Below are 13,179 nucleotides of genomic sequence, written 5' to 3'. Positions count from 1 at the left end.
AAGCTCAGGATGACAGGAAAACAGTTAGTTCAGAACCGATTGCACAAATCGACGGGCAGCGGCGGGGGCGTCGTCTACCCCATCCATTGCTTTAATTAAAGCCGAGCCGATAATGGCACCTTCGGCATATTGGCAGGCGCGGTCGAAGGACGACTTATCGCCAATGCCGAAGCCGATGAGGCGCGGGTTGCGCAAGTTCATGGCTTCGATGCGCTGGAAGTAGGCTTCCTGCACGCCTTCGGCCTGCCCTTGCTGGCTGCCCGTGGTGCCGGGGCCGGAGACGAGGTAGAGGAAAGAATCGGTCAGCTCGTCGATGCGACGGATGCGCTCAGGCGCGGTTTGGGGCGTGATGAGGAACACCGGCCGCAGGTTGTAGCGGCGGAAAATCTCCTGGTACTCCTCCACGTAATCGTCGAGCGGCAAGTCGGGTAGGATGACACCATCTACGCCGGCTTCGGCGGCTTCGCGGCAGAAGTTTTCTACCCCAAACTGCATCACCGGATTCAGGTAACCCATCAACAGAATCGGCGCATCGGGCACGCGCTGGCGCACGCCTTGCAGCTGACGAAACAGCACGCGCATGTTCATGCCGTTTTGCAGGGCCACAGTACCGCTGTGCTGAATCACGGGGCCATCGGCCAGCGGATCGGAGAACGGCATGCCGATTTCCACAAGGTCGGCGCCAGCTTCGGTTACGGCTTCGATGAGTGGCACGGTGGCTTCCAGGGTAGGATAGCCGGCGGTGAAGTAGACGTTGAGCAGCTTCTTACCCTTCCGCTCGAAGGTGGTTTTGATACGGTCTTTCATGGAGTATTTCTCGCAGAGGTTTTCGCAGAGGTACGCAGTGGTCGACCTCCGCGAACCTCTGCGGAAAGCCTCTGCGCACCTCTGCGAGATAAAACTACTCAGTCAGCTTTTCAGCGTATTTCAGGTAGGTTTCCAAATCCTTGTCTCCCCTACCCGAGAGGTTGATGACCACCACATCATCTGGCCCGGCCCCAATCTGGTCGAGCGCAGCCAGGGCGTGCGCGGTTTCGAGGGCCGGAATGATGCCTTCCAGGCGACTCAACTCAGCTACGGCTTTCAACGCATCTTCATCGGTAATGGCAATGAAGCGCGCCCTACCCGAGTCGCCGAGGTAGGCGTGCAGGGGGCCGATGCCGGGATAGTCGAGGCCGGCGGACAGAGAATAGGGTTCGGTAATCTGACCGTCTTCGTCCTGCATCAGCAGCGTGCGCGAGCCGTGGATGATGCCCGGCTTGCCCAGCACCGAGGTAGCCGCCGAGTGGCCGGAATTGACGCCGTGCCCGGCTGCTTCCACAGCTACCAGCTTCACCGAAGGCTCGTCGAGGAAGTGGTAGAAGGCGCCAGCCGCGTTGGAGCCGCCGCCCACGCAGGCCACCACATAGTTGGGCAGTTCGGAGCCGGTTTTTTCCAGCAGCTGCTTGCGCATCTCTTCGCTGATAACGGCCTGCAAACGCGCCACCAGATCGGGGTACGGGTGCGGGCCTACCACCGAGCCGATGATGTAGTGCGTGTCGACGGGATTCGAAATCCAGTCGCGGATGGCCTCGTTGGTGGCGTCTTTCAGGGTTTTGCTGCCGCTGGTAGCGGGGCGCACCTCGGCCCCCAGCAGGCGCATGCGGTACACGTTGGGCTTCTGGCGCTCCATGTCGATTTCGCCCATATACACGATGCATTCCAGGCCCATAAGGGCGCATACCGTGGCCGTAGCTACGCCGTGCTGGCCGGCACCGGTTTCCGCGATAATACGCTTTTTGCCCAGGCGTTGCGCCAGCAAAATCTGCCCTACCGTGTTGTTCACCTTGTGGGCGCCGGTATGGCACAGGTCCTCGCGCTTCAGGTAGATGCGCGTGTTGTACTTGGCCGACAGCCGTTTCGCCTCAAACAATGGGGTAGGCCGGCCCACGTAATCGCGCAGCAGTTGCTGGTATTCCTGTTGGAAGCCGGGGTCGGCCAGAATATCCAGGTATTGGTTGCGCAGCTCTTCCACGTTGGGATAGAGCATTTCAGGAATGAAAGCCCCGCCAAACTGGCCGTAGTAGCCGCGGGCATTGGGAGCAAAAGCAGAAGTAGCCATAGGTAGAGCCAAAGGTCGCGCCGGGCGCGCATGGTGGTTGGTAGTTGTAGAAAAAAGTCGCCGTTAGACGCTCGAAATGTTGCTGCTAGGCCGGAGTCGCTGAAACAGCTGGCGCAGCTTGCCTACGTCCTTTTCGCCGGGCGCCAGCTCGAAGCGGCTATTCAGATCGATGCCGAAGAGGCCGGGTAAGCGTAGTGTCTGTAACTCCTGCGCGTGCGCTAGATCGAGCCCACCGGCCAGAAAGTAGGGCACCGACAACGGGTACTCAGCCAGCAATTGCCAATCGAAGGTCGTCCCGTTGCCCCCCAGCGCCGGGCCTTTAGTATCGAATAGGAAGTAGTTACAGCAGTCTGCATAGGGCGTCACCTGCGCAAAGTCGAAATCTGCTCCCACCGAAAAAGCCTTGATAATGAGGATGCCCGCCGCACGCAACTCGGCGCACTGCGCAGGCGACTCGTGTCCGTGCAGTTGCACCAAATCGAGGCCGTATTCCTGCACACGCTGTTGGATAACAGGCGTTGTTTCGTTCACGAACACACCTACCTTCAGGATAGACGGCGGCAGCTTGGCAAGCATTTTTACGTCGAGTGTCGGCACGACGTAGCGCGGCGACTTCGCGTAAAAGATGAACCCCATAAAGTCCACCCCCAACTTCGCTACCTCCCAGATGTTGTTGTCGGAGCGCATGCCGCACACTTTGATGCGCAGACCTGGGCTGTTGACGGATGACAAAGGATAGGTAGCAAGTGGAGTAGGAAACATACGGTAGTAGTGGAAATTTAAAGAACAATAGCCGGCTCCGTAGCGCGCAGCTCTTGCACCAGCGCCGCGCACGCCTTCTCGGGTCGGCTGTGACGCATAAAGGCCTCGCCCATCAGGAAGCCCCGGTAGCCCACGCCGCGCAGGTAGGAAATATCGGCGGCCGAGGTGAGGCCGCTTTCGGTTACTTTCACAAACTCTGCCGGAATCTGCTCGGCTAATGCTACGGAAGTTTCCAGGCTTACGGAGAAATCGTGCAAGTTGCGGTTGTTGACGCCTACTAAGCTTACGGCGTCAGGGTGCAGCGTGCGGGTGAGTTCCTCGGCGTTGTGCACTTCCAGCAGCACTTCCAGTCCCAGCGAACGGGCAAATTTGCCCAAACGGGCTACCTCGTCGGCTGACAGCACGGCGGCAATCAGCAGCACTACATCGGCACCCATGCTCTTGGCTTCGATGATCTGGTACTCGTCAATCACAAAATCCTTCCGCAGAATAGGGCAGAAATTGTAGCGCCGCGCAATGGTCAAGTCCTCGGTTTTACCGCCGAAGAACTCCGTATCCGTCAGTACCGATAAGGCCGAGGCACCGGCCTGCATGTAGCCCAGGGTAGTACGCTCCACGGGGGCATATTGGTTGATGAACCCCTTGCTAGGCGACTTGCGCTTGAATTCGGCAATGATGCCGCTGAGGTCGTCGCGGAGCAGGTAGCGGCGCAGGCTCAGCGGCTGCGCGTCCATATAGAGGCTGCGTTCCAGCAATTTAGTGGGCACCAGCTCGCGGCGCTCGGCTACCTCGCGACGCTTGTGGGTGATGATTTTATCGAGAATGGTTTCAGTCGACATCGTGCGGTTGCAGTTTCCCACCGTAGTGCGCCGTAGAAACGCTTCGGCGCGTGGTGGGCGTTCAAACAAAGTGAAATTAAGCGGCCAGTAAGCGGCGCAGCGCCTCGCGGGCCCGCCCCGAATCCAGGGATTCTTGCGCCGCCGCTAGGGCCTGCGCAAAGGTAAACTCTGTTTCGCGACACTGAATGGCCAGGGCCGCATTGGCCGTCACCACGTCGCGCTGGGCGGGCGTGGCCCTACCCTCTAGCACATCCAGAAACAGTTGGGCCGACTCCTCTACCGTACGCCCGCCAGCCAGGCTGGTAGGCGTGGTGGTTGTCAGGCCCAGATCAGCCGCCGTTACTACCCGCTCGCCGGTGCTGGTGGCTACCTTGGCCGCGCCGGTCAGCGAGAGTTCATCGTAGCCATCCAGGGCGTGAACCACGGTGTAGCGCGTCTGGGTTTGCTGGAACAGATACTGATAGAGGCGCAGCAGCTCTAGGCTGAACGTGCCCGCCACCTGGTAGCGCGGCCGCGCCGGATTCACCAACGGCCCTAAAATATTGAAGAATGTACGCACCCCCAGTTCCCGCCGGATAGGCCCGGCGTGGCGCATGGCCGGATGAAACGCTGCCGCGTGCAGAAAACAGATATTCGCCCGCTCCAGCTGCCGCTTCAGCACGTCGTTGCCTACCCCAAACTCGATTCCTAAGCTCCCCAACACGTCGGCCGAACCGCACACCGACGACACCCCAATGTTGCCGTGCTTGGCCACCGGGTAGCCTGCGCCCGCCACCACAAAGCACGCCAGTGTGCTGATGTTGAGCGTGTCTTTACCGTCGCCACCCGTGCCCACAATGTCCACCACGTCGTGCGTGCCCAATTCCGGGTCGCGGGAAAGTTCGAGCAGCGCGTCGCGGAAGCCCGCCAGCTCCGGCACCGTGATAGGCCGCATCCGGTAGATGGTCATGAAGGCCGCCATTTCGGAGGCGTTAGCACCGCCTTGGCCAATTTGCGTCATGGCCTCACGGGCCTCGGCGTGGGTCAGGGGTTGTTGGTCGAATAAGGTATTGAGAAGGTGTTTCACGTGGGAGGGAATTTTCGAGGTAGGAGCGGCTTGCTGCCGCCCGTGGGAACGACTGGCAAACCTTGAAACAACGAGTAGGTACTTATGCGGAACTGTTAGCTCTAGCGCGTCGCACCGACGGGCGAGGACAACGTGCCCCTACCCTTCCAGCCAGTTTTTCAGCATTTCCTTACCGTACTCCGTCAGGATAGATTCGGGGTGAAACTGTACGCCGCGCACGTCGTACTCGCGGTGGCGGAAGGCCAGCACCTGGCCCTGCGCATCTATAGCCGTCACTTCCAGCTCGGCGGGTATGGAGTCGGGCTGCACCACCCAGGAGTGGTAGCGCCCTACCTTGAACTGGGTGGGTAGGCCGGCAAACAGCCGGTCGTTTCCAGTGATAATATCAGCATCGGTAGCAATGCCGTGCAGAACGGCCGGCAGATTGTAGAGCGTGCCGCCAAAGCCCTCAGCAATGCCCTGGTGGCCCAGGCACACGCCCAGCATGCGCTTGGTAGGTGCGTAGCGCTGAATGATTTGCGGCATCAGCCCCGCATCGGCTGGCACACCAGGACCAGGCGAGAGCATGATGGCATCGTATTGCTCTACTTCCTCCAGCGTCAATTTGTCGTTGCGGACGACGGTGGTTTGGTCGCCGTAGCCCAGTTCGCGCAGTAGCTGCACTAGGTTATAGGTAAAAGAATCGTAGTTGTCGAGGACAAGAATTTTCATCAGACTTAAAAAGCTAAAGCTGTTCTGAGGTTCACGTTTTCCTACCCTACACTTGCTCGGCCTCTTTCAGGGCTTTGCGCAGGGCGGCCAGTTTGTGGTGCACTTCGTTGAGTTCGGAGTTGATGTCGGAAGCGGCTACAACCCCGGCACCTGCCTGGAAGTAGAGCTGGTTATCGGTGCTGAGGAAGGAACGAATCATAATGGCGTGGTTGAAGTCGCCATTGAAGCCCAGGTGGCCCAGGCAGCCGCCGTAGTAGCCGCGGGCTGTCGGTTCCAGCTTGTCAATGAGCTGCATGGCACTGTGCTTGGGCGCCCCCGAGAGCGTACCGGCCGGAAAGGTATCAGCCACTACTTGCAACGGATTGGTACCGGGTAGCAGTTGAGCTGTCACCTCGCTTACTAGGTGAATGACGTGGGAGTAAAACTGAATTTCGCGGAACACTTTCACCGCTACCTGGTCGCCGTGGCGGGCCAGGTCGTTGCGAGCCAGGTCTACCAGCATCACGTGCTCGGCGTTTTCCTTAGGGTCCTGGGCGAGGCGCTCGGCGGCGGCGGCGTCCTCAGCATCGTGGCCGGTGCGGCGGAAGGTGCCGGCAATAGGGTAGAGACTGGCTTTGTTTCCTTTAATAAGGAGTTGCGTTTCAGGCGAGGAGCCGAAGATCTTGAAGTTGCCGTAGTCGAAATAGAACAGATAGGGCGAAGGGTTGATGGAACGCAGCGCCCGGTACACGTTGAATTCGTCGCCGGTGAAGCCCTGCTGGAAGCGCCGGCTCAGCACAATCTGAAATACGTCGCCGCGCAGGCAGTGCTGTTGTCCCTGGGCCAGCACCCGCAAAAATTCTTCGTCGGTCTGATTGGTTTCCACCTCGCCCTGGGTCTGAAACCGAAACTCCGGCAAGGAGGGGTTGCGAATCAGGTTCACCAGTCGCTTCAGACCGTCTTCGTCCACAGCGTCGTCTTGCAGCGTGTGCTCGAATACGTACAGCTCGTTGCGAAAGTGGTTGAGGGCAATAACGTAGCGGTAGGTGCCGTACAGCATCTCCGGAATATCGCCAGCTGCTTGCTTGGCCGCATTCAGGTCAAGGTCCTCGAAATGCTGCACCGCCTCGTAGCCCAGGTAGCCGAACAGCCCCCCCGTAATGAAATCAAAGCCGTCCTCTTCCGTTTGGAAGCTCTGGGAAAATTCCTGTAGCCGGGCCAGCGCGGCGCGGGGCTCGGTTAGCGTCTCGGTGGTGACGGTGCCATCGGGAAAAGTCTGCTTCACTACCCCGCGCCGCACCTCAAAGCGAGCCAGTGGGTCGCAAGCTAAGTAGCTGAAGGCGTTTTGCTGGCCGTGGTAGTCGGAGCTTTCCAGCAGCAGGCAGTTGTCGTATCGGTCGCGCAGGCGCAGGTAGAGGCCCACGGGCGTTACGGTGTCGGCCAGCACCCGTAGGTGGCGAGACTTAAGCGTGAAATGCGGCATTCGGCAGAGCGTAGCGAGGTTGGAGGTAGAGAAGGGCTGAAAAACAGAAAGCCCGGCGGTCGGCCGGGCTTTCTGTTGGAGTATGCGGAGTAGTATACTTCACCGCACGCACAGGGTATCCCGTCCGGAGTTTCGGAGAGGCCACCACCAAGCTTGCAGGGAAAGTTGCGTTTTCATCAGTTCAAGAAGCGTCTATTCGACGTGCCACAAAGGTAAGCAGCCGAGTTTACGGCGCAAGTATTTTTTTGGTTTCCGCCGAAATTCCGCCAAACAGCCACGTATAAGCCGCCGGAAACTCGCGGCGCCAGAACCACTCGCTGTGTTTTCCGTCCGCTTGTATTGTGTAATGCAGATGCCGGCTTAGCACGCCAGTTTGGTGCAGTTGGTCGCGCAGCTCGGCCATGTAGGGCACCATGGTTTCGCTTTCCTGTGCGCCGGCCACAAGGTAGAAGCGGGTGGTGTGCTTTGGCCGGGCCTGCCGCACAAAACGGTCCAGCGAATCCTTCGCAAACCACAGGGCTGGCGAAAACACTCCTACCCTACCATATATCTTTGGGTAGTGCAGGGCAGTGTATACGCTAATGAGTGCCCCCATACTGCTACCTCCAATGCCCGTATGGCGTCGGCCGGGGCGGGTGCGGTAGTGCTGGTCGATGTAAGGCTTGAGCGTTTCGACCAAGAAGGCCGCGTACTCCCTACCCTCACCCCCGCCATACTGCGGGTTGCGCCAGGGCGAGTACTCGTCCAGGCGCTTGTCGCCGCCGTTGTCTACAGCTACCACTATAGCGGCACGTTTTTCCTGGTTCAAGGTTTCGTCTACGCCCCACTCGCCGCTGAAGCTGGTTGCCTCATCAAATACGTTCTGGCCATCCTGCAAGTACAGCACTGGGTAGCGACGGTGGCTGGTTGTGTAGTCGGATGGCAAGTACACCCACACCCGGCGCGTGCGATGCAACTGGGGCACTGTTACTTCCAGCGTCGTGACGGTAGGGGAAACTGTGTGCAGCTTTTGCGCCTGCACCGATACCGACCAGCAGATTGAAGTTAAGCAGATGCTACTTAGTCGCCCCCACCCTAGCATACGCACTACCGCTGACTTACTCTCGCGCATATTTTCTCTATTCTAGTCTGATTCTAGCTTGCCAGCAAATGAGCAAAATTTATAGAGAGGATTTAGCAGAAAACAGTTGCTCACAATCTTTTTTTCAACATACTATCTTCATTTTATACAAATTGCTTTGCAAACTGATTTTCGTTAGTTAAGCAAGGTCTCCTATTCATAACCTGTTCGTAATTAACATACTATATTAAGACTACCCAAACGTTTGCGGTAGCAAATACCCAACGGCACTCGGCAAATGTCCGGGCCTCGACTAAGCGTGTCTTCTGAACACCTAGATCACAATTGTTTTTATAGGTTTTATCATAGTATCTTCGTCTTTACATTCAATTTTGGACGAAAAAAAACCGCTTAAGTAGCCAAAATGTGTAATTTTTCGTAGGAGCCGAAATCGTTTGCAAATCGGCTCTGCCGAAAGTTAAATTCCCAACCCTAATTGTTTTTCAATGAAACACCCTTACCTGGTGAAACTACTGTTTCTCCTGCTATTTGTGTGCGCTGGTTTCACCGGCGCATTCGCCCAAACCGGCTCCGTGAGTGGCCGCGTATTGGACGAACAAAAACAGGGCTTGCCCGGCGTAACCGTTGTGATAGAAGGCACCTCGCTTGGCAACTCCACCAATGCCGATGGTACCTATTCTATCCAGAGCGTACCCACCGGCCCGCAGACACTGATTATTTCCTTCGTAGGCTATAATACGCAACGCCAACCCATTACGGTAAACAATGGCCAGAACACGGCCGTACCCAACGTGGTAATCGGTGAAAACACCACCCTGTTGAACGAAGCAGTGGTAGTAGGCTACGGCACGCAGCGCAAAGAAGACGTGACGGGTGCCGTGACGCAGATTGATGAGAAGCAATTCGTGAAGGGCCAGGTAACCAACCCCGAGCAGCTGATTCAGGGCAAGGTAGCTGGCGTGCAGATCACGACCGGCGGTGGTGCCCCCGGCTCGGCTACCACCATCCGTATCCGTGGGGGCTCGTCGCTGAATGCCAGCAACGACCCGCTGATTGTAATTGACGGTGTGCCAGTAGACAATAGCGGCGTGAGTGGCGCCGCCAACGCGCTGAGCCTCATCAACCCCAACGACATCGAGACCTACACGGTGTTGAAAGACGCATCGGCCACGGCTATCTACGGCTCGCGTGCCTCGAACGGCGTTATCCTTATCACCACCAAGCGGGGTGTGCAGGGCGAGAAAATAACGGTGAACGTTAGCTCGCTGGCTTCTGTCTCGAAGCGCTACAACTCGGTAGACGTGCTATCGGCCAATCAGCTACGCAATACCGTAGCCAGCGTGGCCCCCACCAAAAGCAACCTGCTGGGTTCCAGCAACACCAACTGGCAGGACGAGATTTTCCGCACGGCTTTCACCTCCGATAACAACGTGAGCGTGGCCGGCGCAGCGGGCAAACTGCCTTTCCGAGTTTCGTACGGCAACCTGGAGCAGCAGGGTATTCTGCGCACCAACCGCCTTATTCGTAACACGGGCTCTATCAGCCTTACCCCCGTTCTGTTCGATAACACCCTGAAAGTGAACTTAAACTTGAAGGGTTCGATCATCGATAACAACTTTGCTGACGCTGGTGCCGTTGGTGCAGCCTTGGCCTTCGATCCTACCCAACCTGTGCGCAGCGGCGCCGAAGGCTACGGCGGCTACTTCGAGTATCTGCAAAGCGCCGGCGGTGTGCCCCAACAGAACGTACCCCGCAACCCAGTGGCCCTGCTGGAGCTGCGCCGCGACCGGAGCACCGTGAAGCGGAGCATCGGCAACATTCAGCTGGACTACGCCCTACCCTTCTTCCGCGACCTGCACGCCAACGTGAACCTGGGCTACGACATCACCCGCAGTAACGGCAGCAACCTGGTTGATGCAACGGCCGCAGCTGCGTATTTCAACCGGCCACTGGATCCTGCCATTACCGACCGCCAGGGCGGCTCCTTTAACCGCTACGCCCAGAACCGCGACAACAAGCTGCTAGAAGCCTACCTCAACTACACCAAGCAACTCGGCGGAACCCGCCTGGATGTGCTGGCCGGTTACTCTTACCAGGACTTTGTACAGACTTCGCCCAATCTGCCTACTTACTTGGCCGATGGCACCACCGTTTTCCGGGCGGCACCTGTTAATCCGTTCCGCACGCAATACACCATTCTTTCGTACTACGGCCGCGCTAACCTAAGCATCAACGACCGGTACGTGCTTACGGGTACATTGCGTAACGATGCTTCGTCGCGCTTCTCGCCCGAGAATCGCAACGCCTTGTTTCCCGCCGTTTCGGCCGCGTGGAATATCAAGAACGAGTCGATCCTGAAGGACAACAACACGTTCTCGGACCTGAAATTGCGCGCTGGTTACGGTATCACGGGTCAGCAGGACATCGTGGGTGCTGCGGGCAGCGACTACCCATACATTCAGCGCTACGTTGTGAACTCGCTACAGGCGCAGTATGGCTTCTACAATCCTGCTACTAGTCAGTATGAGTACTATATCCCCTACTCTCCGCAGGGCTTCAACCGCAACCTGAAGTGGGAGCAGACCACCACCTACAACGCCGGTATTGATTATGGTTTCCTGGATGGCCGCCTGAGCGGCTCGGTAGACGTATACTACCGCAAAACCAAAGACCTACTGGCCGTTATTCCTATTCCAATCCTGACCAACTACACCAACCAGCTGGTGTCGAACGTGGGTTCGTTGGAAAACAAAGGTGTCGAGCTGAACCTGAACGCGACGCCGGTACAGGGCGAGCACTGGAACTGGACGCTGAACGCCAACGGTACTTATAACGTGAATAAGATTCTGTCGCTCGGGCCACAGGTAGAAGGCTTTGCCGGTATTGAAAACAATGGCGTAGCTGGCGGTACCGGCACCAACATTGGTATCTACCGGGTAGGCGAGCCGTCTTCGTCTTTCTACGTGTACAAGCAAGTGTACGGAATGGATGGCAAGCCGCTGCAAGACGTGTACGCCGACCTGAATGGTGACGGTATCATTAACAGCAATGACCGGTACGTGTACAAGCAGGCCGCGCCGCCCGTTATCCTGGGCTTCAGCTCCAACGTAAGCTACGACCGCGTGAATCTGGCCTTCACGCTGCGCAGCCAGCTTGGCAGCTATTTGTACAATAACGTGAATTCGCAGAACGGTACCTACAATGGTCTCACCAGCCAGCCCACGGTGATAACCAACGCTACCCAAGACGCCCTCTACACGGGTTTCACCAACCTGAAGCAGGAGCGCTATTCCTCGGATTACTACATCCAGAACGCTTCTTTCCTGCGGATGGAGAACATAACCCTGGGCTACGACGCCGGCAAAATAATGGGCAACCGCGGGAATCTGCGCCTGACGGCTGCTGTTCAAAACGTGTTCCTGATCACGAAGTATTCCGGTCTCGATCCGGAGATTTTCAACGGGGTTGACAACAACGTGTATCCCCGCCCCCGCACCTACACGATTGGCCTGAACCTCAGCCTATAATTGTCTCTCTGATTGTATAATGAAAACATCATATATTTTTCGTCGCACTTTGGGCCTGGGCCTCGTTGCCGGTTCGATGCTGGCGGTTACGTCGTGTAATGACGACCTGGACCGCGTACCAACCTATGACCTGAATACGGAGAGCGTATACAAGGATGCCGAGGGCTACCAGCGCGTAGCGGCCAAGGTGTACAGCGGCTTTGCCGTAACGGGTGGCCAAGGTCCTGATGCAGCTACGGGTGACATTCTGGGCATTGACCAGGGCACTTCCGACTACGTTCGCTCTTTGTGGAGCGCGCAGGAGCTGACCACCGATGAGGCGGTTATCCAATGGGGTGACCCCGGCGTGCAGGACTGGCACAACATGAACTGGACGTCTAGCGGCGTGCTGATTCGGGGTTTGTACAGCCGTATTCTCTACGAGGTAACGCTCTGTAACGGCTTCCTGGTGCAGGCTACCGATGCCAACCTAAGCAGCCGCGGCATCACGGGTGCTGACCTGACCAACATCCAGCGCCTACGGGCAGAAGTTCGTTTCCTGCGGGCTTTGGCGTATTACCACGCCCTGGATTTGTTCGGCAACCCACCCTTCGCCACGGAAAACGACGAGATTGGAGGCACCACTCCGCCTCGTCAAACTACCCGGGCTGAGCTATTCACCTACATCGAGTCGGAGCTGAAAGCCATTGACGCCGACCTGGCGGCTCCCGGCCAGAACCTCTATGGCCGCGCCGACAAAGCTGCTGCCTGGACGCTGCTGGCGAAGCTCTACCTCAACGCCAAAGTATACACCGGCACGGAGCGTAACGCTGACTGCGCTACCTACGCCAAACGCGTGATTGACAGCGGTGTGTACTCCCTGACGCCGCAATACAAGAACCTGTTCCGGACCGACAACAACACCAGCAAGGAAATCATCTTCCCGATTGTGTATGACGGCAAGCGGACGCAAACCTATGGCGGTACTACCTTCCTGACGCACGCCGCTGTATCGGGCACCGCCAACTCCTTCTGGAATCCTGCCCGCTATGGTATTGATGGTGGCTGGGGCGGTATTCGGACCACGCCGCGCCTGTACCAGCAATTCCCGGATACGGCTGCCGATGCGCGGGCTAAGTTCGTGACGGGCGGCCAGTCGTTGGAAGTGACGTCGCAAACCACTTTCACCGATGGCTATGTACCCATCAAGTTCAAGAACATCTCCTCTACCGGCGCTCCTGGCTCCGATCTGGTGTTTGTAGATACTGACTTCCCGATGTTCCGCTTGGCTGATGTGTACCTGATGTACGCCGAAGCAGCCCTGCGCGGCGGCGGCGACCAGGCCCTGGCTCTCACCTACGTGAACCGTGTGCGGGCGCGGGCATTCAACAATGCCCCTGCTGGCAACATCACCAGCGGGCAGCTCACGCTGGACTTCATCCTGAACGAACGTTCGCGCGAGCTGTACTGGGAGGCTACCCGCCGTACCGACCTGATTCGCTATGAGCGCTTCACCACGGGCGATTACCTGTGGGCCTGGAAGGGCGGTGTGGCCGGTGGCCGGGCCGTATCCGACGACCGTCGCTTGTTCCCACTTCCGGCCGCTGACCTGAGCGTGAACCCCAACCTGACGCAGAACCCAGGTTATTAA

10 protein-coding genes are annotated in these 13,179 nt (G+C 57.9%); 2 read left to right on the top strand and 8 right to left on the bottom strand.

Annotation, left to right across the window (positions count from 1 at the left end; all coding sequences use genetic code 11):
- Positions 1-24 precede the first annotated feature (24 nt).
- The 8 genes from trpA to J4D97_RS00575 all read right to left on the bottom strand — a co-directional run bounded on the left by trpA (position 25) and on the right by J4D97_RS00575 (position 8,052).
- Positions 25-807: a tryptophan synthase subunit alpha gene (gene trpA, locus J4D97_RS00610; protein WP_208305939.1), complete on the bottom strand. Its 783-nt coding sequence runs from the start codon at positions 805-807 to the stop codon at positions 25-27.
- A 94-nt stretch (positions 808-901) separates the two neighbouring features.
- Complete coding sequence (trpB, locus tag J4D97_RS00605) at positions 902-2,101, bottom strand: tryptophan synthase subunit beta (protein ID WP_208305938.1); 1,200 nt, start codon at positions 2,099-2,101, stop codon at positions 902-904.
- 63 nt (positions 2,102-2,164) lie between these two features.
- Entirely contained in the window at positions 2,165-2,863 is a 699-nt protein-coding gene (locus J4D97_RS00600) for a phosphoribosylanthranilate isomerase (RefSeq protein ID WP_208305937.1), read from the bottom strand.
- A gap of 17 nt (positions 2,864-2,880) precedes the next feature.
- On the bottom strand, positions 2,881-3,702 hold the full coding sequence (gene trpC, locus J4D97_RS00595; protein WP_208305936.1) for an indole-3-glycerol phosphate synthase TrpC: 822 nt from the start codon (positions 3,700-3,702) through the stop codon (positions 2,881-2,883).
- Positions 3,703-3,778: 76 nt separating this feature from the next.
- Complete coding sequence (trpD, locus tag J4D97_RS00590; protein ID WP_208305935.1) at positions 3,779-4,768, bottom strand: anthranilate phosphoribosyltransferase; 990 nt, start codon at positions 4,766-4,768, stop codon at positions 3,779-3,781.
- 138 nt (positions 4,769-4,906) lie between these two features.
- Positions 4,907-5,479 (bottom strand): anthranilate synthase component II, encoded by a 573-nt coding sequence (locus J4D97_RS00585; protein WP_208305934.1) that lies wholly within the window; start codon positions 5,477-5,479, stop codon positions 4,907-4,909.
- A 46-nt stretch (positions 5,480-5,525) separates the two neighbouring features.
- The gene (locus J4D97_RS00580) at positions 5,526-6,941 is read right to left on the bottom strand and encodes an anthranilate synthase component I family protein (protein WP_208305933.1); all 1,416 of its coding nucleotides are present in this window, start codon (positions 6,939-6,941) and stop codon (positions 5,526-5,528) included.
- Between the two features lie 226 nt (positions 6,942-7,167).
- On the bottom strand, positions 7,168-8,052 hold the full coding sequence (locus tag J4D97_RS00575; protein WP_208305932.1) for an alpha/beta hydrolase: 885 nt from the start codon (positions 8,050-8,052) through the stop codon (positions 7,168-7,170).
- Between the two features lie 455 nt (positions 8,053-8,507).
- Between J4D97_RS00575 and J4D97_RS00570 the strand changes: the two genes are divergently transcribed.
- Positions 8,508-11,549, top strand: a complete 3,042-nt coding sequence (locus J4D97_RS00570) for a SusC/RagA family TonB-linked outer membrane protein (protein WP_208305931.1) — start codon at positions 8,508-8,510, stop codon at positions 11,547-11,549.
- 19 nt (positions 11,550-11,568) lie between these two features.
- Positions 11,569-13,179 carry a RagB/SusD family nutrient uptake outer membrane protein gene (locus J4D97_RS00565; protein WP_208305930.1) on the top strand — a complete coding sequence of 537 codons (1,611 nt, stop codon included), beginning with the start codon at positions 11,569-11,571 and terminating at the stop codon, positions 13,177-13,179.

This window comes from Hymenobacter defluvii (assembly GCF_017589435.1).
Taxonomy (GTDB): domain Bacteria; phylum Bacteroidota; class Bacteroidia; order Cytophagales; family Hymenobacteraceae; genus Hymenobacter; species Hymenobacter profundi.
The sequence above is the reverse complement of the archived record's forward strand: the minus strand, read 5'-3'. Positions and strand labels throughout refer to the sequence as shown.